Here is a 21,460-nt window from a genome sequence, read left to right as displayed (position 1 = left end):
TATGAAAAAAGTGGTTCTAATGGCCCTGGCTCTCGGCCTGTCACTGCCTGCAATGGCGAGTGAAAAAGTCATTGATATGTACAAATCTGAAAACTGTGGCTGTTGTTCCCTGTGGGGCAAAGCGATGGAAAAAGACGGGTTCGAAGTGCGAACTCACGTCATGAATGATCAGGCGCTGTCAGCCCTGAAAGAAAAGCATGCTGTTCCTGCTGGACTACGAAGTTGTCATACCGCGGTTGTAGGTAATTTGATCATTGAAGGCCATGTGCCTGCGGCAACGATACATAAGGCCATGCAGTCTGGTTCGGGTATATACGGTCTCGCCACCCCCGGTATGCCAGCAGGAAGTCCGGGAATGGAGATGGGGGCCCGAAAAGAGGCTTACGATGTTATCGCATTCTCACCGGAGGGCAGTAAAAAAGTCTTCCAGCGAATCGAATAGTCAGCGGAACGGCTGATAACGGGACGCCGGCAGCAGGCACTCTTATGCCGGCGGCATTCGTGGTAATCGCATCCATGACATATCCTGAAGACAGAAAATGCTTCAGATATGCATAAGGAGAGTTACTGTGAAAAATGACAATGCAGTGGAACATAACAACCAGACTGCTTCTGAGCAGACATCATCCCCGGACGAGAGTCACGCATTGCATAAGGTGAGAGATCCCGTGTGCGGGATGGTCATCCTGCCTGACAAGGCGCACAGCAGCATTCGATACCAGGACCATCAGCTTTATTTCTGCTCCGCCAGCTGTGAGAGCAAATTTAAAGCCCATCCCGATCATTATTTTACCGAAGATGCCAGTGAACATCACCATCACCACGACCACCATGAAGTCAGCCCTGATAAGATAAAACAGTCTCACCGCCAGGCGGAGAAAGAGATTTCTGAAGGTGTGTGGACATGTCCGATGCATCCGGAGATACGCCGTAGTGGTCCCGGAAGCTGTCCTGTCTGTGGAATGGCACTGGAGCCGCTCGTAGCTACGGCATCCACGGGGACGAGTGATGAACTTCGCGACATGACAAGACGCTTCTGGCTGGGGTTGTTGCTGGCGTTTCCGGTTCTGATACTCGAAATGGGTTCTCATCTGTTTCCCGCTTTGAGGAATACAGTACCGCCACAGTACAACACATGGCTGCAGTTACTTCTGGCCTCTCCTGTCGTTTTGTGGTGTGGCTGGCCATTCTTCGCCCGGGCCGGAATGTCGTTACGTAACCGCTCCCTGAATATGTTTACCCTTGTTGCAATGGGGACCGGCGTAGCCTGGGTTTACAGCGTCATTGCAACCGTCTTCCCCTCCTGGTTTCCTGCATCGTTCAGAAACATGGATGGCCTGGTGGCCATTTATTTTGAAGCCGCAGCTGTTATTACGGTGCTTGTTCTGCTGGGACAGGTCCTTGAATTGCGGGCAAGGGAACAAACCTCAGGTGCCATTACTGCGCTTCTTAACCTTGCCCCCAAAACCGCCAGGCGGCTGGATCAAGACGGTCATGAAACGGATATTAATGCGGAAGATGTCCTGCCTGGCGATAAGCTCCGCATCAGACCTGGAGAGAGTATTCCGGTCGACGGTATCGTGGTCGAAGGCAAAACAACCGTTGATGAATCGATGGTGACCGGGGAATCTATGCCTGTTACCAAAACGGAGGGTGACCCTGTCATCGGGGGGACCATTAATCAGACAGGTAGTCTTATCATCCGTGCAGAGAAAGTCGGTGATGAAACGATGCTCTCACGAATTGTTCAGATGGTCGCTGATGCACAGCGTTCGCGGGCCCCCATCCAGAGAATGGCTGACAGCGTTTCAGGCTGGTTTGTTCCTCTGGTGATACTTATCGCGGTTGTTGCTTTCATGATCTGGTCTGTCTGGGGGCCCGAGCCCAGGATGGCGCACGGTCTCATTGCGGCTGTGTCGGTCCTGATTATTGCCTGTCCCTGCGCGCTGGGGCTGGCCACGCCGATGTCGATAATGGTGGGGGTGGGCAAAGGAGCCCAGGCCGGGGTGTTAATCAAGAATGCCGAAGCCCTTGAGCGTCTTGAAAAAGTGGACACGCTGGTTGTCGACAAAACAGGCACGCTCACGGAAGGTTCGCCGACGGTGACAGGGATTATCAGTCTCAATCCGGGTGGGGAAACATCTCTTTTGCGTGTAACGGCCGCAGTGGAAAAAGGCTCGCAGCATCCGCTGGGTATGGCAGTAGTTAAAGCAGCACAGGAAAAGGGGATCGCAATACCCGCAGTCACTCATTTCAATGCGCCGTCGGGTAAAGGTGTCTCAGGCGATGTCGAAGGTCAACGGGTTGTTATTGGTAATGAACTGGCTATGCAGGAAAACAGTATCGTTATTGATAATCAAAAGGCCGTTGCGGATACGTTGCGGATGGAAGGCGCTACCGTTATCTATGTGGCCACAGACGGGCACCTTGCAGGCCTGATAGCTATCTCGGATCCCGTGAAAGCAACCACGCCGGATGCGCTTAAAGCTTTGCGTCAGGCGGGGATCCGCATCGTTATGCTCACCGGGGATAACCAGCTTACCGCTGAAGCAGTCGCACGGAAACTGGGAATAGATGAGGTTGAAGCCGGGATTCTGCCGGATGGCAAAAAAGCAGTGATAACCCGACTGAAAGCGTCTGGCCATGTGGTTGCGATGGCCGGAGACGGTGTGAATGATGCCCCGGCGCTGGCAGCGGCTGACGTGGGTATAGCCATGGGAACGGGTACAGATGTGGCAATTGAAAGTGCCGGAGTCACCCTTCTCAAAGGCGACTTGATGATACTGAACAGGGCCCGTCATCTGTCAGAAATCACCATGAAAAATATCCGACAGAATCTGTTTTTTGCATTTATCTACAACGCACTTGGCGTGCCTGTGGCTGCAGGTCTGCTTTATCCTGTGTATGGAATACTGCTGTCGCCAGTTATTGCGGCGGCGGCCATGGCTCTTTCCTCCGTCAGCGTCATTGTGAATGCGTTGCGTCTGAAAAGTGTCAGGCTCGGGAAATAACACTGAGTGAAGGGGCTGTTACGAACAGAAGGAGTCCAGTATGAAAAGTACCACCTATGCGCTTATTGCTGTCGCCGCGATCGCGGCATTTGCCCTCCTGCGCGAACACTGGTCACATGTGGCAGGTTACTGGCCATATCTGTTATTGCTGGTCTGCCCGCTAATGCATCTTTTCCACGGCCACGGAGGGCATGGAGATCATCAACATCAAGGAAGTGAAAACGATAAAAAAAATTAATCCGGCAGACGGGGCCGCGTCGCGGCCCCGTTATCAGTCCAGGTATCGTTCGTAGTCTCTGGCATGCGCAAAGGCATGCTGTTCAAGTTTGTTATCAGCGGGTGCCGCTGCCCGGAACGCCAGTGAGTTAACAGGATTGTTATTGATGACCAGCTCGTAATGCAGATGAGGACCGGATGAACGTCCGCTGTTACCGGATAACGCAATAGCGTCTCCCCGGGTAACCCTGGCCCCTTTAGTAACGAGTATTTTATTGAGGTGGAGATAGCGAGTTTTAACACCGGCTTTTCCCGTTACTTCAACAAAATATCCCATGGTACTGTTGTATTCGGCCCGGGTGATTTTTCCGTCGATGACGCTGACTATTTTCGTGTTCATGGGCATGGAATAATCAATGCCATTATGGGGACTCACTTTTCCCGATACCGGGTTAAGTCTTGCAGGATTGAAAGGCGAACTGAGTCTTGCTGTGGCCGGTAACGGATAATCGAGACTGCCTTTCCCGGAAGTATCGGAAAGGTTATAGAACTTTTTATCTGATATACGATACGCCGTGTAATTAAATGAACCGGACGTAAATTTATAGGCCACGACACGTGATTTTCCCGCTTTCTTTTGCAGTACGAGTTTTAATGATTCATTTTTTTTCAAATGCCGCAGATTAAACCGGGAAGGCAAGGAGCGCTGAAGAGTAGCGATCTCGTTCGATTCCAGCCCCGAGCGGGTGGCTGAAAGGTAGGCATTTTCTTTTACGACATCGGTAGAATACATTTACTGGAATTCGCCGTTAGCATGAACACTGCGGCGTATGCTAGGGGTTTTCAGGAGGCGTGTCATCTGTCAGTTAATCGGGAGCACCGTTGATGGTCGTCATTTTTGTAACATATCTTGTTTCCCGTTTGCTCCTGAAGCTCTGGGAACTGTATGACCAGCCCGACGGTGATGATTAACGGGACTGAAACAGGTTACGGCAGAGCAATATGGGGCTCATGTCCTGCTACGTAACCCGTCAGTAAAGCCCTGCTGCGCACCTGACGCTAAGCACTAACCCGCCTGCAGTTACCTGGTCGAATACAGCCCGCGAAGCTTTCTTGCCTGCGTCTGATGTGCTTCCGCACCGGCATTATTGACCTGCTCATGCACGAGAGCGGCTTTTTCTCCGGCATTCAGTTCGTTAAAAGAAGAAGACGAGGTCTTTGAATTTGCATCACTGCCGGACAGCATTTTTTTATGTTCCTCAATCATTTTCTGATGCGCATAGGACGCGCTGTTGTTCATAAATGAATGAGCAACAATGGCCCTTTCATGTTCATTCATTTCAGAGAATGAGGGCGTGTTGTTTTTATTAACCCTGTCCGGTAAGTTTTCATGCGTCGAGGAATTCACATGACTGACGGCTGAGGCATTATTAACAAATCGATGTGCTTCATGGGCAATATCACTGGACTGAGCAAAAGCTGCCCCACAAAATAAAGCTGTAAACGCAGTGGTCGTGATTAATATATTCATGTGTAATTACCTTCTGAGGTACATAAAAGATGTCCTTATGATCATATATAAAAATAATCAACCTGTGGGGAAGATGACGTAAATGTAATACAGCTATGTACATTACACGATTGTAATGAATTTGTTTCTTAAGGTGTGCTAGGGAAGGTGCGAATAAGCAGGTCATTTCTTCCCAAGCTGACTCGCTGATTAAAATTTCGCGGATCTGGGCCGATTTTTTTCCCGCAAACACATCGAATCAGCCTATTTAGGCTATTTTTTCCACCATTTCTGGCGTTATTTCCGGTTTTTACTGAGATCTCTCCCACTGACGTATCATTTGGTCCACCCGAAACAGGTTGGCCAGGGTGAATAACATCGCCAGTTGGTTATCGTTTTTCAGCAGCCCTTTGTATCTGGCTTTCACGAAGCCGAACTGCCGCTTGATGATGCGAAACGGGTGCTCCACCCTGGCACGGATGCTGGCTTTCATGTATTCGATGTTGATGGCCGTTTTGTTCTTGCGCGGATGCTGCTTCAAGGTTTTTACCTTGCCGGGACGCTCGGCGATCAGCCAGTCCACATCCACCTCGGCCAGCTCCTCGCGCTGTGGCGCTCCTTGGTAGCCGGCATCGGCTGAGACAAATTGCTCCTCTCCATGAAGCAGATTACCCAGCTGATTGAGGTCATGCTCGTTGGCCGCGGTGGTGACTAGGCTGTGGGTCAGGCCACTCTTGGCATCGACACCAATGTGGGCCTTCATGCCAAAGTGCCACTGATTGCCTTTCTTGGTCTGATGCATCTCCGGATCGCGTTGCTGCTCTTTGTTCTTGGTAGAGCTGGGTGCCTCAATGATGGTGGCATCCACCAAAGTGCCTTGGGTCATCATGACGCCTGCTTCGGCCAGCCAGCGATTGATGGTCTTGAACAATTGACGGGCCAGTTGATGCTGCTCGAGCAGGTGGCGGAAATTCATGATGGTGGTGCGATCCGGCAGGGCGCTATCCAGGGATAATCGGGCAAACAGGCGCATGGAGGCGATTTCGTACAGGGCATCTTCCATGGCACCGTCGCTCAGGTTGTACCAATGCTGCATGCAGTGAATACGCAGCATGGTCTCCAGCGGATAGGGCCGTCGGCCATTGCCCGCCTTGGGATAAAACGGCTCGATGACTTCCACCATGTTTTGCCATGGCAGAATCTGCTCCATGCGGGAGAGGAAAATCTCTTTTCGGGTCTGACGGCGCTTAGTGCTGAATTCACTATCGGCGAAGGTGAGTTGATGGCTCATGATGTCCCTCTGGGATGCGCTCCGGATGAATATGATGATCTCATATCAGGAACTTGTTCGCACCTTCCCTAGATTCATTTCATTGTAAGTGGATGAACCAGTAATTTAATTTAAATCGGTTCTCGAATTCTGTCAGTAACCATACTTTAAATAAGGGAATGCGCATGCTGTTGAAAACGTCTCGACGAACTTTCCTGAAGGGGTTAACCCTCTCTGGCGTAGCCGGAAGTCTTGGCGTATGGAGTTTCAATGCGCGTTCCAGTCTGAGCCTGCCAGTTGCCGCATCCCTGCAGGGTACTCAGTTTGACCTGACCATTGGTGAAACGGCCGTCAATATCACGGGCAGTGAGCGTCAGGCCAAAACAATCAATGGAGGCCTGCCGGGGCCCGTTCTTCGCTGGAAAGAAGGTGACACCATTACCCTGAAGGTCAAAAACCGTCTTAATGAACAGACGTCCATTCACTGGCACGGCATTATTCTTCCGGCCAATATGGATGGTGTTCCGGGGCTGAGTTTTATGGGCATAGAGCCTGATGATACCTACGTTTACACCTTTAAGGTTAAGCAGAACGGGACTTACTGGTACCACAGCCATTCCGGTCTGCAGGAACAGGAGGGGGTATACGGTGCCATTATCATCGATGCCAGGGAGCCAGAACCGTTTGCTTACGATCGTGAGCATGTGGTCATGTTGTCTGACTGGACCGATGAAAATCCTCACAGCCTGCTGAAAAAATTAAAAAAACAGTCGGATTACTACAATTTCAATAAACCAACCGTTGGCTCTTTTTTCCGCGACGTGAATACCAGGGGGCTGTCAGCCACCATTGCCGATCGGAAAATGTGGGCTGAAATGAAAATGAATCCGACTGACCTCGCGGATGTCAGTGGCTACACCTACACCTATCTCATGAACGGGCAGGCCCCGCTGAAAAACTGGACCGGACTGTTCCGTCCCGGTGAAAAGATACGCTTACGGTTTATCAACGGCTCGGCAATGACCTATTTCGATATCCGTATCCCCGGGCTGAAAATGACGGTCGTGGCTGCAGATGGCCAGTATGTAAACCCGGTTACCGTTGACGAATTCAGGATTGCCGTTGCCGAAACCTATGATGTCATTGTGGAGCCTCAGGGTGAGGCCTATACCATCTTCGCACAATCCATGGACAGGACCGGTTACGCTCGAGGGACACTGGCCACGAGAGAGGGGTTAAGTGCTGCCGTTCCCCCCCTCGATCCCCGTCCTCTGTTGACCATGGAAGATATGGGTATGGGGGGAATGGGACATGATATGGCAGGAATGGACCACAGCCAGATGGGAGGCATGGATAACAGCGGAGAGATGATGTCTATGGACGGTGCTGACCTTCCGGATAGCGGGACATCCTCCGCGCCCATGGATCACAGCAGCATGGCCGGTATGGATCATTCCCGGATGGCCGGAATGCCGGGTATGCAAAGTCATCCTGCGTCAGAAACGGATAACCCACTGGTTGATATGCAGGCGATGAGCGTCTCTCCGAAATTAAATGATCCGGGTATTGGTCTTCGAAATAACGGAAGAAAGGTTCTCACGTACGCGGATTTGAAAAGCCGCTTTGAGGATCCTGACGGACGTGAACCTGGCCGTACCATAGAACTGCATTTAACCGGCCACATGGAAAAGTTTGCCTGGTCATTTAACGGAATCAAGTTTTCAGATGCCGCACCGGTGCTGCTGAAATACGGTGAGCGGCTCAGGATCACGCTGATCAACGATACCATGATGACTCACCCCATTCACCTGCATGGTATGTGGAGCGATCTGGAAGATGAAAACGGTAATTTCATGGTTCGTAAACACACAATAGATGTTCCCCCTGGTACAAAACGCAGTTACAGAGTGACAGCAGATGCGCTTGGCCGCTGGGCGTATCACTGCCATTTGCTCTATCACATGGAAATGGGAATGTTTCGTGAAGTCCGGGTGGAGGAATGATGCGAATGAAGAGAAATTTGAAGGCCATACCTGTTCTGGTCGCCGGTTTGTTTACCTCACAGCTTTCTATTGCGGCGGGCTCCGTCTCTGCAGATCCCCACGCCGGGCACGACATGTCTGCCATGCAGATGCCAGCAGATGAGAATTTCACTGAGATGACGTCAATGGAGCCCATTGTAACTGAGAGCAGAACGCCAATTCCGCCTGTTACCGATGCCGACCGGAAGGCTGCATTCGGCAATTTACAGGGGCATGCGATTCACGACAGTGCGATTAATTATCTGGTTCTGCTGGATCAACTGGAATGGCAACGGTCGGATAACACCAACAATTTCAGCTGGAGTGTTAACAGCTGGATTGGAGGCGACACAGATCGGATTTGGCTAAAGAGTGAAGGTGAACGAAGCAATGGGGAAACGGAGGCGGCTGAAGCGCAGTTACTCTGGGGACATGCGGTTGGCCCATGGTGGGATTTGGTTGCGGGTGTCAGGCAGGATTTCAGACCTGCTTCTGCCCGGACCTGGGCTGCTGTCGGTTTTCAGGGGCTGGCACTCTATAATTTTGAGTCTGAAATTACGGGTTTTGTCAGTAATGGCGGAAAAGCAGCCCTTCGTCTGGGAGGAGAATACGACGTTTTACTGACTAACCGGCTCATACTCCAGCCATCCTATGAGGTGAATTTCTACAGTCAGGATGATGAATCGCGGGGTCGCGGCAGGGGACTGACTGACACAGAGCTGGGGCTCCGGCTGCGCTATGAAATACGCCGTGAGTTTGCACCCTATATAGGCGTTTCCTGGAATCAACTTTACGGGAAAACATCCGATATGGCGAAAAGAGAAGGTGAGAAAGACCATCAGGTAGTATTCCTGGCGGGAGCCAGAATCTGGTTTTAACGCACTGATATAAAACACTCAACTAAACAGGTAAATAAAATGTCGATTTTAAATAAAGCCATTCTTACAGGTGGCCTCGTTATGGGCGTTGCTTTCTCTGCTATGGCCCATCCGGAATTAAAAAGCTCTGTGCCACAGGCTGATTCAGCCGTAGCGGCCCCGGAAAAGATTCAGCTTAATTTCTCGGAAAATCTGACCGTGAAATTCTCAGGTGCAAAATTAACGATGACGGGTATGAAAGGCATGTCATCACATTCTCCGATGCCGGTCGCGGCAAAAGTGGCGCCAGGCGCTGACCCTAAATCGATGGTCATTATTCCGCGAGAGCCTTTACCCGCTGGCACTTATCGTGTTGACTGGCGCGCGGTTTCTTCAGATACGCACCCTATTACCGGTAATTACACCTTTACAGTGAAGTAATATTATGAACGACCTGATTATGATTGTTATTCGTTTTCTTCTTTATCTGGATTTGATGGTAATATTTGGATTGCCATTTTTTCAGATATATGGAATAAGCGGTGTCAGACATGAAACCTATAACCTGACTAATTTCAGGTCGTTTATAACCTTTGCTGTTGTTACAGGCATCATTCTTACTGGCATTAATATGCTCCTGGTATCTAATGCCATGAGTGGAGTAACTGACCTCAGAGAATTATCCATCCATGTTATCGAGATGGTGATAGAAGAAACTGATGTGGGTATTAGCTGGATTGTCAGGCTCTGTGCCCTGTTTACCACACTCGGTGCTTTGTTCCTTTACACTAATAAGAGAGTATTGTCCTGCCTGCTGATGACGATGAGTGGGGGCGTGGCGCTGGCTACACTTGCCTGGGGAGGACACGCCGTTATGCATGACGGTCTGCATTACTATCTCCATTTACTGAGCGATCTGACCCATCTCGGCGCTGCAGGTGCCTGGACAGGTGCTCTGGTTGCATTTGCTATCCTGCTGATGCGCAGAAACGAGCATAATGCACAGAGCGTCATTGTGATATCTGACTCCCTGGCAAAATTTGCCACGGCAGGAACGGTGATTGTTGTAGCCCTGATCCTGAGTGCGCTGGTCAACTATCTGTATATTGCTGAGGGTAACTTAACTCCCTTATTCAACAGTTCCTGGGGGAGGATATTGCTTGCCAAGACGGCTCTGTTTGTTCTGATGCTTCTTCTGGCTGCAGCAAACCGGTTTCACCTGGGTCCCCGGCTTGAAGTTATGGTCAGGGAAGGGAATTATGATCGCAGCGTTGCCCTGATGCGAAACAGCATCCTGACAGAATTCGTTGTTGCGATTATCATTCTGGGCGCCGTAGCGTGGCTCGGAATGCTTGCTCCGTCTCAGGTCAGCTAGGGGACAGCCAAAGCTCATGCGTGAGATTTTTACTTTCATATCAGCGAGTTGACCATGCAGCGTATTTTAATCGTTGAAGACGAACAAAAAACAGGTCGTTACCTGCAGCAGGGACTGGTTGAGGAAGGCTATCAGGCCGATCTCTTTAATAATGGCCGCGATGGTCTCGGGGCCGCGTCGAAGGGACAGTATGATTTGATAATACTGGACGTGATGCTGCCTTTCCTCGACGGGTGGCAAATCATCAGCGCACTGAGGGAGTCCGGGCACGAAGAACCGGTCCTGTTTTTAACCGCAAAGGACAACGTGCGGGACAAAGTGAAAGGACTGGAGCTTGGCGCAGATGACTACCTGATTAAGCCCTTTGATTTTACGGAGCTGGTTGCACGTGTAAGAACCCTACTGCGCCGGGCACGCTCGCAGGCCGCAACAGTCTGCACCATCGCCGATATGACCGTTGATATGGTGCGCCGGACCGTGATCCGTTCGGGGAAGAAGATCCATCTCACCGGTAAAGAATACGTTCTGCTTGAGTTGCTGCTGCAACGCACCGGAGAAGTGTTACCCAGGAGTCTTATCTCGTCCCTGGTCTGGAACATGAATTTTGACAGTGATACGAATGTGATTGATGTCGCCGTGAGACGTCTGAGAAGTAAAATTGATGATGACTTTGAGCCAAAACTGATCCATACCGTTCGCGGTGCCGGATATGTCCTGGAGATCAGAGAAGAGTGAGGTTCAAAATTTCCCTGACCACACGCCTGAGCCTGATTTTTTCTGCGGTGATGCTTACGGTATGGTGGTTATCAAGTTTTATCCTGATTAGCACCCTTAATGGCTATTTCGATAATCAGGACCGCGATTTTCTGACAGGTAAACTTCAGCTCACCGAAGAGTTTCTTAAAACAGAGACGTTCAGGAACAAAACGGATATTAAGTCATTATCAGAAAAAATAAACGATGCGATGGTGGGGCACAATGGCTTATTCATTTCTATAAAAAACATGGAAAATGAAAAAATTGTTGAACTCTATGCCAAAAATTCTGTTGTTCCAGCGGTCCTGCTTAATAAGTCGGGTGATATTCTCGACTATATGATCCAGACGGAAGAAAATAACACCGTGTACCGCAGTATCTCGCGGCGGGTTGCCGTGACGCCGGAACAGGGTAAAAGCAAACATGTCATCATTACGGTTGCCACGGATACTGGGTATCACACCCTGTTTATGGACAAACTCAGTACCTGGCTGTTCTGGTTCAATATCGGTCTGGTCTTTATTTCTGTTTTTCTGGGCTGGCTGACCACACGTATTGGTCTGAAACCGTTACGGGAAATGACCAGTCTGGCTTCCTCCATGACCGTACACAGCCTTGATCAGCGTCTTAATCCCGATCTGGCCCCACCGGAAATCTCTGAGACCATGCAGGAATTCAATAACATGTTCGATCGCCTGGAGGGGTCATTTCGGAAACTGTCAGATTTCTCGTCTGACATCGCGCATGAGCTGCGCACACCAGTCAGTAATCTGATGATGCAGACGCAGTTTGCACTGGCTAAGGAAAGGGATGTTTCGCATTACCGCGAAATTTTATTCGCTAACCTGGAAGAACTGAAAAGGTTGTCACGAATGACCAGTGACATGCTTTTTCTGGCACGTTCAGAGCATGGTCTGCTGCAGCTGGATAAACATGATGTAGATCTGGCAGCCGAACTGAATGAATTACGTGAGTTATTCGAGCCCCTGGCAGACGAAACAGGAAAGACAATCACGGTTGAAGGAGAGGGCGTTGTTGCCGGAGACAGCGATATGCTGCGACGAGCTTTCAGTAACCTGCTTTCCAATGCAATCAAGTATTCTCCCGATAACACCTGTACAGCGATACACCTTGAGCGTGACAGTGACTGTGTGAACGTGATGATTACGAATACGATGTCTGGCCCGGTTCCCGCTAATCTGGAACGCCTGTTTGACCGGTTCTATCGCGCAGACTCATCTAGGGTCCACAACACGGAAGGCGCGGGGCTGGGATTATCAATTACAAGGTCGATCATTCATGCTCACGGCGGCGAGCTGTCAGCAGAACAGCAGGGGCGGGAAATTGTGTTCAGTGTGCGTCTGTTAACGGATTAATACTGTTATTCAGGAAAAATCCGGAAGGTGACAAAAATGTCATCATTTAGTCACGCGATAAACAGAGGCGGTTTTTTATAATCAGTCATAAATCAGGAGCAACGTGATAATTCAATCGCCCGGTTCCTGGCGTGATGATTAACCAGCCCTGAGATCAAATGCTTTCTCTGTTATAAGCATTGATTGTTCGGGTATGAAAACACCGGAGACCCAACCATGAAAAAAATTCTTGTATCCTTTATTGCCATGATGGCTGTCGCTTCATCTGCCTGGGCTGCAGAGACAATGAACATGCATGACCATGTAAATAATGCCCAGGCGCCTGCCCATCAGATGCAGTCATCCGCTGAAAAAAGTGCAGTTCAGGGGGAGAGCATGAAAATGATGGATATGAGCGGTCACGATCAGGCCGCTATGTCCCATGAAATGATGCAAAACGGCAATTCTGCCGCCCATCAGGACATGGCTGAAATGCATAAAAAAATGATGAAAGCCAAACCTGAGAACACCCAAGAAACTGCTAAGCCATTTTCCGAAATGAGCGAGCATGAGAAAGCCGCTGTTGTGCATGAGAAGGCGAATAATGGCCAGTCTTCCGTTATTCATCAGCAACAGGCGGAAAAGCATCGCAGCCAGATCACCCAGAATTAACCCGCAGCTCCACTTGTCAGACCCTCATTTGACGCCGAAGTCACTGGCTTACGCTCCCGTCCGGGAGCGTTTTTTTATATATGCATCCGCCTGGACAACTCCGAACTGTCTAAAGCTGTAGTCCCAGATAACTTACAGGTCTTCTTCTCTTTTCGCATCAGCTCGATCCCTTTCATTTTCCGCCCTGGCACTGGCGTTTTTCAGGAATGCATCCTTGTTCCATGGTTTCGCCTCGCCGCTGCTGATCCCTTCGGCCAGCAGATCGCGCAGCAGACGCAGCGCGTCACGCATAACCTCGCTCTGGATTCGGTAATCACCGGCCTTAACCTGGGAATCGATGAATTCACGCAGCTCATCACCCACGTCCACGGTCATCGTACGGGCCATAACCCCTCCGTTTTTCAATGTAAGATTTATTCTTACATCAGTAGATTATTTTACTCTCCTGGTTCCACCTCCGCCATTTTAGTCAAAACAACGCAGCAGTAGTCTGGAGATCCGACTTATACTTTTTTCGGATCTCAGGGGAGAAAACTGAAGGGAAATCCAAATGCATATATCAATTAAAATATCAATACCAAAAACAACGAATAGCACTTTTTGCACTCACGGATAGCACTAATTGCTAAAACGAGGTATATTTGCGTCATCGGCTGCTTCGGGTGGCCTCATGACCATCTTTAAGGAGAATATTGTGGACACAAGTCTGATTGGACCGATCCTTACGGCGCTGCTTGCCGCTGCGGGGTTCTACTGTAAGTTTTGGTTTACGCGTTATCAGGCCTCCCGTGATCAGGCCCAGAAAGTCAGCCGGACGATCGAGGATGTCCTGAGCAATATGGCCGCGCTGTTCGGACAGAAGAAACCTGCCCGGATACTGAGAGAGGAATTTTCCGCTGTTATTGCGCCGCTTCATCAGGAAATGCGCAGCCTTGACGATATGACGTCCCGTCTGCCGCTGAAATGGCTGCAGCGCGAACAGCGCCACGTTCTTTATCATGCCCGATGGCTGCAGCGGTATCTGGATTCGCGCAGGGGCGGCAGTGACGGGGACTTTATCCTGCTATTGCACGATGTGGCGATGGGGACCGATTATCAGGTTGCTGACATTCTGGCATCGCAGCATGACTGTAAGCGGCGTCGTGGATCACAGCTGCCGGTTAACCTGAAAACCTGCCCCTGAGAGGGGGCAGTTGAAAGCAGATAACTATCCGGCATCAGTCGGGTGATCCCGACACCACATATGGCATGCGTCTGGCTTCATCAAAGTCCCGCAGTTCCTGCGCCTGCCTCATGATCTCTGCGCTTGGTACCGGGAGTTTACCCAGGAGTTCCATAAATCGACTGGCAACCGACTGGATTGACACGCTGTTGGTCCTGGCTGTTTTCAGATTGGTATAAACAAGGCGGGAAAGTGGCTTTGTCAGCGCCTTGTCTTCCATGAATCGCTTGAATGTCCAGAGATAAATATCTACCAGCTCCAGACCTGCACTCTTGGTACCGGACTGGAATACAAGTGGTTCAGCCGGCATATTTTTCATGTTCATAACAGGTAATCCGGGCCCCAGTTCCCAGGGCATCTCCCGTATCTGGTAGTAAAACTCGTTAAGTTCACGCTGGGTGGTGTTGAACTGTGACTGCTGGTCAACAATGATACTGGCCTTTCTTTCTGGTGCCCCCAGGCGGGAACAGATCCCGTGCAATACGGACTGAAAGCCAATCATATTGGGCATAATCCGCAGCCTTTCCTTGTTGGTTTTACAGTTATAGCCCAGCTGTTCAAAATTGGCTGACGCCCAGTTCAGGGCATCGGTGATCAGCTGCTTCGACCGGTGGTCCAGCGCGCTGGCTGCCGTCCTGCTGATCAGTTCATCACTGACGGTACAAAAAAGTTCCGACGCCCGCTCATCATGCGCCTCCAGCCTTGCCGTCCATGCGTTTGAAGCAAGTTCATCATCAAACAGGCTGGCCAGATTCAGCAGCAGGGGGTAGCGCAGAGGGGTCCAGTATGCAGACCAGGGAACGGCTGGATTCATTCCCTGATCAAATACCTGGTCGAAGAACGAAATAATGGCATGATCGCGCTTTACTACCTGCCAGATGTCAAACCGTATCCGGTGCTTTTTCTGCAGAACCAGCAGCGTATCCACAAGGTCAGAAAGGCGGTGCAAGCCCAGTTCCGCAGCGTGCAGGCGCTGCACGCCAAGCGTTTTGCGTAATACGGCAAGATCCGCTTCAGCAACCTTATCCAGATTAGCATCAGACGACAGCACTCCGTAGGAGAGGACTGGCTGGGTTTTGTCAAAAAGGTTTCGGCCAGTCTGGCCTGTTTCATCCACATAAAAGTGCATTCAGAGATCCTTTACCAGGCAGTAGGAAGGGAAACGGCATAATCCTGGTCAATGTAAAACCTTTCTGCAGCCAGCTGCAAGTGATCCGCTTAAGGCTTTAATGACCTCAATACTGGGTTCACGGCAACGAACAAACGGGCCGGATCACAGACCCGTTTTTTAGAGATTACATCTGCCCGGGCTGCAGAAACTCGATTCTGGCAATGGCCGACCTGGACACAGATTTCCCGTCACAGTCTATGCCGAAAGTTGCGTTTCCGTCCGGCGGGAGGTCACGGACTGATGTATAGGCATATGCCAGAGCCGTTTCAAGAACCCCTTTTTCATAAACAATATCCGCCTCGAACCAGACAATACAGGGATGAAGCACGCTGAGATAATGCGGTTTAAGATCGTGGCCGTATTTCTTCTGGTAGGCCTTACAGACATCCTCTACCAGCTCCGGCAGCCAGAGGTAATCATGCAGTCCATTTTCACTGGCGTTAAAATGTAATTCCCGGACTAAATGGCCATAAGGTCCCCAGTGAATTTTATCGCCGGTTCTGAGCTGAAACATCTCATCCGGGACGCCCCCCGGAACATCCCATTCCTGCAGGTGTTTACGGACCATCTCATTCGGGGCCAGGTTGAGCAGCATTTTCATGGCGAGGGATTCTGACTGATTTAGCGCCAGTAACCCCGCCGGAAAAGTATTACCGGCGAAAGTCCGGGTGCCATGAAACCACAGAGCCCGGGTGAATGGTCCCGGTTCGCCCAGTTCCGCACAGACGTAGTCTCTCAGATACTGAGGTGCATCAACCAACTGGCGAGGATTAAGCTCGTAGATACTTTCAAGATCGAGCGAAAGCAGCACTTTTTTCAGCTTTTCAGGGGGACAGGCAAACCCGGCAGATAATGTATGCAACGCCTGAGTTCGTGAGGAGCAATCGAGAATCAACATGGTGTAAATCCCTCACAAATCCAATATGTTAACAGCGGGGGCTCGACGCCGAGCCATATTGTCGAGCAGCAGGGTCGCATAATATTTCAGAAAGGGTAAAAGCTCCGGAGCGCTGAAGCTGGCGTAGACTTCTCCATCTCCCTGGGATTCCCTGAAAACAATCCAGTCTACAAGGTGTGCATCGCTGGCTGACTCTACCTGGACACAGAAATGAGCAACTGAATTCCGCATCTTATGGATCAACTCCCGCAGGTTCATTTCCGGTCCGGGCAGCTGTGACTCACGTAATCCCATTTCTGCTTTAAGTTGCCGCGTTAAACGGTCGGCAGGCAGGAAAGAGAGCGCCCTCTCTTTCGGTAACACGATAAGACCCAGAAGGCAATTCAGGGTCAACGTGTAGTTGTACTGCTCCCTGAATGGTTTGCCCAGCACCTCAATCATTTCGTTATAATGATCGATAAGCGCCAGTGTTCGCTGAACAAAATCGGTTTCAAAATCTGAATAATTTCCCATTTAACCCTCCCGTTCCGGTTCGAAAATCCACTATATCATCCGGCCAGCCTGACGGCTCAGGTACAGCATTTCCTATTAAGTGAGTTTTCGGATCTGACCACGAAAGTAGAGATGGTGCACGTTGGTCTTGTATTGTATGTATTATTTGTATTGTGTACAAACTACAGTCAGGTTAAAATGTATGCATACCTTCTTAACGGAGTATTTCATGACTAACCTGCCTGCTGACACCGTCCGTCGGATCGAGGACGCCGCCGCCGCACTCATTGCCGCCGGCAACCCGAACCCGACCAACGAACAGGTCCGCCAGCACCTCGGTGGCGGCTCCCTGTCCCACATTTCCCCGGTGATGCGGGAATTTCGGGCACGCCAGCGCGCACTGGCCAGCGAACAGACGCCGGCTCTGCCGCCAGAGCTGGCGCAGCTGCTCACCGGCCAGTTGGCCCTGTTGTGGCAGGCCGCGGTGAAACAGGCAGAAGCCGGGACACTGGCGGCCCGGGAACAGGCCGACACCGATATCGCCCGGGCCGACCAGGAGCGCGACGAGGCGCTGGCGAAAGTGACCGCACTGGAAAGTGAACTGGCGGTGCTTCGGGAGGTGGTGACCGAACGTGACCGGTTGCTCGATGAGGTACGCGGGCTGCGCGCGGAGGCGCTGCCGCTGCGCGAGCAGGTAGCCCGTCTGACCGCCACCGGCGAACACCTGGCGGCGCAGCTGCAGGACACCAAAGCGGAGCTGAAGGAAACCCGGGAGGATGGCCGTGCGCTGCAGGCAGAGCTGCTGGCCCTGGCACGCCACGACGGGAAGGCGAAGAAATGAAAGTGGAAATACAGGCCCGTGTGAAGGCCTAAGGCCTTCCGCCGCGCACTGTAGCTCGCCGCCAAGGAACGCGCCTGTGAGCCGGTGCCCTCCCCTATAGTGCTTAATAATTTGCGTGTATAGGGGATTTTTAGTAGCTTATTTATTAGACAAAATGAGGAGTCATTACCATGAGCGAGGACGGTTTCAATAAAGATGACCTGAGCAGCACCTTTGCGCGTTTCACCACAAAACGTCGCAATATCGTTTGTGATGAATCCAAGCTGAAGCGGAAAAAACCTGAGCCGGTAAAACTTTCGAGTGCAACACAAGAAATTGGTTGTGTGATTTCATCTGTGCTCGCCTCTACCTCTAAAGCGGACGTCACAAAAGACAAACAGGACCAATATAAATCTCCTATCCGTTACAGCTGGGAGAAAAAAGGTATTAACGGTGGTTCTAACAATTTTTAATCTTATGAAGCGATGGCATAACCACCGCTTCATATAGCCATCAGTTATCCTTTGCTTAATCCTGATTTAATCCCGCCTGAAGCTGCATCAATCGCCACCCCTTGAGCTTTTTTACCTGCTTCCGAGCCAGCATCCGTAGGCATTTTAGAAGCATCACTAAAGTTGTTAGCCATATTACCAATTCGAACTCCAGCCCAACTCAGCATACCAACCCAGAACATCGGAAAGACCAGGTACATCATCCCCAGTACCAGGTTCATAATCCATCCATCAGCCGTTGAGCTAAAGAAAGCCGCGAAAGGCACCGAGCTGTTTGCAATCCCCTGCTCAGCCATATTGTCATAGAGGATGGTGATCAATCTGTCATCAAGCCAACCTGCCAGTTCCCACCAGAACGTAATGAACTGAAGAGCGAATAACGCGAAGGAGATGGTAAAAATGGTTTTCGGATCGTAGGCGCTGAACATCATTAACGCAGGAATGACCGTGATTATCATCATCAGCAATAATGCCTGGATCATCGGCAGTGCCTGCTTCATTGCATCAAAACCAGGTAACGCCTCGGCCTGTTTCAGTCCAAGACCAATAGACGAGGTAAGGCGTGTAAGATTACCAACTACTCCGGTGGTTGTGTCGCTACTGCCAACAGCATAAGTGGTACCGGCGCCGGAGAGATCTGCGTTGCGTGGGCTGACAAGCCAGCGTAACGCAATTTCTTCCCACTGCTTTCCGGGGAACTGACGCTGCATCTCCTTACGTGTGTTATCACTAAAACTGGCCAGAACTCGTTTGCGAAGCCCGGAAGTACCATCGGACCACCACGTCTTACATGTTGGATATCCACCTGCACCAGTATCCGGATAGCCACTGTCCCGGCTGCTGTTGTAAGGCCACTGGCTACGTGGCGTCATAGCCGTGTAGTAGTCATAATATCCGGAAGTATTCAGGAAGTAGCTGCTACCTATCCAGCCCACGGAGTTGATGGTGGCATCACTGAGCTGGCTGTTGCTGTTTTTCAGTCTGAAATATGCTCTCGAGTAACATTGATCTGCAAATTCCTGGACCTCCTGCAACAACACAGGATCACGCAGTTTCGTGTTCTGAACGTCAAAACGCATCTGTCGCAAATTCGTACCGCATGGGATTGACGCAATCATTGCCTGCGTTGTGCCCTTCGACATCATATGCAGGAGATACCACCAAACTGGAACCTCGGCCGTACGACCGTCAAAATCGTTAACGAGTCCCTTGTAGCCAGAATTCTGTGGCGTCGGCACACTGACGCCGCACTGTTTAGCGCGCGAGCTGTCGAACTTGATTGTGCTGATATCAACCGGCAACAGCGGAATACAGCAAAAGAGCATCACAAGATAAGACACATACAGTGCATGTTCGATTCGCGGAAGGGCAAGAAGCCCTTTGTTCCCCTCGTCAGCCCCCTCCTCCCTCACTTTCAGCCAGACGCCAAGAACCCTGACCACCAGTGGCAATGCAAAAAGGCCTGTACTGCTGAGAATGCTCCACATGGCATTGTTCATTACCCAGCCAAAGAGAACGAGAAAATATTCCAGAAAACTGTTTGCGGTCATCGTCCTCTCCTTACACAGCGCTTGTCCAGGCCACATATTCCGTGGCTACCAGGAACAACACCCCCATCAGTTCCATACGCACAAGACGCGGACGCCCATCCGGCCAGCGGATTAATGCCTGTGGGCGTACCTTCAATATCCAGGCGGTAATAGGGCAGCCATAAAGAACCAGTCGCCAGGCAAACAGTCCCCATCGGCTGTCATGCAACCAGCGCCGTGTGATGTGGCCATCAGGGTCGTAAGCCATAAATACCGCTGCGATAGCAAACATGCTGGCCGTCATCAACAGAATGAGCAGCACCATAAGGAGAATGCGGCCAATATGGCCGCTGAACGGGTAAAGTCTCATATCAGTTTGCTCCGGAAGACTGAGACTGGCCCATCTGGCTGAAGCCCTGGTCCTCGTTACCGGCTTTCTGCTGCAGACGGTTATCCTGATTCCTTGTCCCCTGCCGCTCCAGTGCCGTCAGCAGGCTGTTATTGCTTATAGATTTGCGTAACTCCATCTCATTACGCAGCGCCGTCAGCTCGCGATCGAGGGCATCGATGCGGCGATCACCCTCAGCAATGGCTTCCGGCTGCTCTGCAGCATTAGGTTCGGATTCACCAGTGGTGAGCATCCTGCGCATTGTTAGCGCGGTTTCAACGGTATCGGACATCGCCAGTTCGCCGGCAAGCCGCTGAACCAGGGCCGCTTTGTCCGGATCGTCACGTAATGCCTGAATTACCCCGCGGGTGACAACCAGACTGCCGGTTTTCAGTGCGGAAAGGTTATCAGTGGTGGGCTGCAGCTCACCACTAACCAGCTTACTAAGCTGCTCCAGATTCTCTTTCGTGGCATCCTCAAGGATGGGAGAAAAGCCAGTACCAGCGACAGCACTGCCCGGCTGGTTATCGGTTCCACCACTGGTACATTCACTGGTTTCCCGGCAAGTCCTGATGGAGCGATCACCAAGCACTTTAACAACGGCCGCAGCGGCCTCTTCAGAAGATTTATAACGTTGGCATGCGGTACCATTGCAGCTCGAGGAGCCGACGCTGCTGTTACTGGTCACTGGCAAATTATTCATCATGTTATAACCAGCTTTGGCCAGATCCCGAGTGGGCTGAATTGCGGGCTGCCCCTTGCCGCCTCTTTTCTGCCCACCAACCCACGTCACGCCTTCCTCTCCAGTTGCTTTTTGCAGTTTCTGGTCGCTGGAAACCGCATCGCCGCCACTTGTGGCCACAATATCTTTGTACTCTTCAGAGACAGCTACCTGCTGCCATTTATTGCCAATGGTATAATCAGCCAGCTTCTTCGACATGCTCTGACAGTTCAACATCGCTTTATCAAAGCTCAAACCGGCCTGCAGAACGCCATTGGTGAGCATTTCATACAGCCCGGGGTTTGCGCGCTGAATAGCCATTGCCGGCATACTCATGACAGCACCAGTCGCCCCCTGAATCACATTCCCCATCAGATCCTTAAACCCGCTGGTAATACCATTCAGCTGGTTGCCAACGGTTGTTTTGATGTCGAAATTGCCACACATCAGATCACTGCTAAGGCCACCATTAATGCCTATCCTGGACATATTGTTACGACTGGGCGGGGGTGAAATAACCGAACCGCCACCAATAGAATAAAAGAGCCCATCGCTGATAGCGTTACCGCTAACTGACGCCCCCGATGAAGACAAAGAGATATCAGTTGCCATTGCCGGCAGCGAGGCAAAAATCAGTAAAAGTCCTGCTTTTTTCATGTTCTGA

At 50.9% G+C, this 21,460-nt stretch carries 24 protein-coding genes; 13 read left to right on the top strand and 11 right to left on the bottom strand.

The annotated features are described in order from the left end of the window. Position 1 precedes the first annotated feature (1 nt). The 3 genes from QMG90_RS03885 to QMG90_RS03875 all read left to right on the top strand — a co-directional run bounded on the left by QMG90_RS03885 (position 2) and on the right by QMG90_RS03875 (position 3,249). Complete coding sequence (locus QMG90_RS03885) at positions 2-442, top strand: DUF411 domain-containing protein (protein WP_002436620.1); 441 nt, start codon at positions 2-4, stop codon at positions 440-442. A gap of 97 nt (positions 443-539) precedes the next feature. Further along, the gene (gene silP, locus QMG90_RS03880; protein ID WP_129244003.1) at positions 540-3,011 is read left to right on the top strand and encodes an Ag(+)-translocating P-type ATPase SilP; all 2,472 of its coding nucleotides are present in this window, start codon (positions 540-542) and stop codon (positions 3,009-3,011) included. Between the two features lie 40 nt (positions 3,012-3,051). Beyond that, positions 3,052-3,249, top strand: coding sequence for a DUF2933 domain-containing protein (locus QMG90_RS03875; protein ID WP_000843497.1), 198 nt, complete (start codon positions 3,052-3,054; stop codon positions 3,247-3,249). Positions 3,250-3,282: 33 nt separating this feature from the next. Here the strand turns inward: QMG90_RS03875 and QMG90_RS03870 are convergent, their stop codons facing one another. From QMG90_RS03870 to QMG90_RS03860, 4 genes are all read right to left on the bottom strand, one after another. Continuing rightward, on the bottom strand, positions 3,283-4,020 hold the full coding sequence (locus QMG90_RS03870) for a peptidoglycan DD-metalloendopeptidase family protein (protein WP_004118669.1): 738 nt from the start codon (positions 4,018-4,020) through the stop codon (positions 3,283-3,285). 288 nt (positions 4,021-4,308) lie between these two features. Continuing rightward, entirely contained in the window at positions 4,309-4,758 is a 450-nt protein-coding gene (locus tag QMG90_RS03865; RefSeq protein WP_001023257.1) for a copper resistance protein, read from the bottom strand. A gap of 128 nt (positions 4,759-4,886) precedes the next feature. After that, positions 4,887-5,066 carry a hypothetical protein gene (locus QMG90_RS22410; protein ID WP_306676345.1) on the bottom strand — a complete coding sequence of 60 codons (180 nt, stop codon included), beginning with the start codon at positions 5,064-5,066 and terminating at the stop codon, positions 4,887-4,889. Beyond that, on the bottom strand, positions 5,048-6,028 hold the full coding sequence (locus QMG90_RS03860) for an IS5-like element ISKpn26 family transposase (protein ID WP_000019473.1): 981 nt from the start codon (positions 6,026-6,028) through the stop codon (positions 5,048-5,050). Before QMG90_RS03860 ends, QMG90_RS22410 begins: the two co-directional genes overlap by 19 nt. A 164-nt stretch (positions 6,029-6,192) precedes the next feature. Between QMG90_RS03860 and pcoA the strand changes: the two genes are divergently transcribed. The 7 genes from pcoA to QMG90_RS03825 all read left to right on the top strand — a co-directional run bounded on the left by pcoA (position 6,193) and on the right by QMG90_RS03825 (position 13,043). Continuing rightward, positions 6,193-8,010 carry a multicopper oxidase PcoA gene (gene pcoA / locus QMG90_RS03855; RefSeq protein ID WP_000925242.1) on the top strand — a complete coding sequence of 606 codons (1,818 nt, stop codon included), beginning with the start codon at positions 6,193-6,195 and terminating at the stop codon, positions 8,008-8,010. 5 nt (positions 8,011-8,015) lie between these two features. Continuing rightward, entirely contained in the window at positions 8,016-8,906 is an 891-nt protein-coding gene (pcoB, locus tag QMG90_RS03850) for a copper resistance outer membrane transporter PcoB (protein ID WP_001378118.1), read from the top strand. Between the two features lie 39 nt (positions 8,907-8,945). Beyond that, positions 8,946-9,326 (top strand): copper resistance system metallochaperone PcoC, encoded by a 381-nt coding sequence (gene pcoC, locus QMG90_RS03845; protein ID WP_000025662.1) that lies wholly within the window; start codon positions 8,946-8,948, stop codon positions 9,324-9,326. 55 nt (positions 9,327-9,381) lie between these two features. Beyond that, positions 9,382-10,260 (top strand): copper resistance inner membrane protein PcoD, encoded by an 879-nt coding sequence (gene pcoD, locus QMG90_RS03840; protein ID WP_229692861.1) that lies wholly within the window; start codon positions 9,382-9,384, stop codon positions 10,258-10,260. A gap of 54 nt (positions 10,261-10,314) precedes the next feature. Continuing rightward, positions 10,315-10,995, top strand: coding sequence for a copper response regulator transcription factor PcoR (gene pcoR, locus QMG90_RS03835; RefSeq protein ID WP_001188930.1), 681 nt, complete (start codon positions 10,315-10,317; stop codon positions 10,993-10,995). After that, positions 10,992-12,392 carry a copper resistance membrane spanning protein PcoS gene (gene pcoS / locus QMG90_RS03830; protein ID WP_046494163.1) on the top strand — a complete coding sequence of 467 codons (1,401 nt, stop codon included), beginning with the start codon at positions 10,992-10,994 and terminating at the stop codon, positions 12,390-12,392. Before pcoR ends, pcoS begins: the two co-directional genes overlap by 4 nt. A 216-nt stretch (positions 12,393-12,608) precedes the next feature. Continuing rightward, positions 12,609-13,043 carry a hypothetical protein gene (locus tag QMG90_RS03825; RefSeq protein WP_046494162.1) on the top strand — a complete coding sequence of 145 codons (435 nt, stop codon included), beginning with the start codon at positions 12,609-12,611 and terminating at the stop codon, positions 13,041-13,043. 132 nt (positions 13,044-13,175) lie between these two features. On the opposite strand, the gene QMG90_RS03820 is transcribed toward QMG90_RS03825, so the two are convergent. Continuing rightward, complete coding sequence (locus QMG90_RS03820) at positions 13,176-13,430, bottom strand: type II toxin-antitoxin system ParD family antitoxin (protein ID WP_046494160.1); 255 nt, start codon at positions 13,428-13,430, stop codon at positions 13,176-13,178. A 307-nt stretch (positions 13,431-13,737) separates the two neighbouring features. On the opposite strand from QMG90_RS03820, the gene QMG90_RS03815 reads away from it, so the two are divergent. Then, entirely contained in the window at positions 13,738-14,226 is a 489-nt protein-coding gene (locus QMG90_RS03815) for a hypothetical protein (RefSeq protein ID WP_225622896.1), read from the top strand. Between the two features lie 34 nt (positions 14,227-14,260). On the opposite strand, the gene QMG90_RS03810 is transcribed toward QMG90_RS03815, so the two are convergent. The 3 genes from QMG90_RS03810 to QMG90_RS03800 form a co-directional block, all read right to left on the bottom strand. Then, positions 14,261-15,394 carry a DUF3800 domain-containing protein gene (locus QMG90_RS03810; protein WP_046494155.1) on the bottom strand — a complete coding sequence of 378 codons (1,134 nt, stop codon included), beginning with the start codon at positions 15,392-15,394 and terminating at the stop codon, positions 14,261-14,263. A gap of 166 nt (positions 15,395-15,560) precedes the next feature. Further along, the gene (locus QMG90_RS03805) at positions 15,561-16,334 is read right to left on the bottom strand and encodes a hypothetical protein (RefSeq protein ID WP_046494153.1); all 774 of its coding nucleotides are present in this window, start codon (positions 16,332-16,334) and stop codon (positions 15,561-15,563) included. Between the two features lie 12 nt (positions 16,335-16,346). Beyond that, complete coding sequence (locus tag QMG90_RS03800) at positions 16,347-16,847, bottom strand: HEPN family nuclease (RefSeq protein ID WP_046494152.1); 501 nt, start codon at positions 16,845-16,847, stop codon at positions 16,347-16,349. A gap of 208 nt (positions 16,848-17,055) precedes the next feature. Here QMG90_RS03800 and QMG90_RS03795 point away from each other — a divergent pair, with 208 nt between their 5' ends. After that, positions 17,056-17,667, top strand: coding sequence for a DNA-binding protein (locus QMG90_RS03795; RefSeq protein ID WP_046494150.1), 612 nt, complete (start codon positions 17,056-17,058; stop codon positions 17,665-17,667). Positions 17,668-17,837: 170 nt separating this feature from the next. After that, entirely contained in the window at positions 17,838-18,119 is a 282-nt protein-coding gene (locus QMG90_RS03790; RefSeq protein WP_046494148.1) for a hypothetical protein, read from the top strand. Positions 18,120-18,163: 44 nt separating this feature from the next. On the opposite strand, the gene QMG90_RS03785 is transcribed toward QMG90_RS03790, so the two are convergent. From QMG90_RS03785 to QMG90_RS03775, 3 genes are read right to left on the bottom strand one after another with little or no spacing between them, the layout of a single operon-like run. Then, on the bottom strand, positions 18,164-19,708 hold the full coding sequence (locus QMG90_RS03785) for a conjugal transfer protein TraG N-terminal domain-containing protein (RefSeq protein ID WP_046494146.1): 1,545 nt from the start codon (positions 19,706-19,708) through the stop codon (positions 18,164-18,166). 10 nt (positions 19,709-19,718) lie between these two features. Continuing rightward, positions 19,719-20,057, bottom strand: coding sequence for a hypothetical protein (locus tag QMG90_RS03780; protein WP_046494144.1), 339 nt, complete (start codon positions 20,055-20,057; stop codon positions 19,719-19,721). 1 nt (position 20,058) lies between these two features. After that, positions 20,059-21,453 (bottom strand): integrating conjugative element protein, encoded by a 1,395-nt coding sequence (locus QMG90_RS03775; RefSeq protein WP_046494142.1) that lies wholly within the window; start codon positions 21,451-21,453, stop codon positions 20,059-20,061. Between the last annotated feature and the right edge of the window lie 7 nt (positions 21,454-21,460).

This window comes from Trabulsiella odontotermitis, from assembly GCF_030053895.1.
In the GTDB taxonomy this organism is placed as follows: Bacteria; Pseudomonadota; Gammaproteobacteria; order Enterobacterales; family Enterobacteriaceae; genus Trabulsiella; species Trabulsiella odontotermitis_C.
This window is presented reverse-complemented; position numbering and strand designations above follow the sequence as displayed.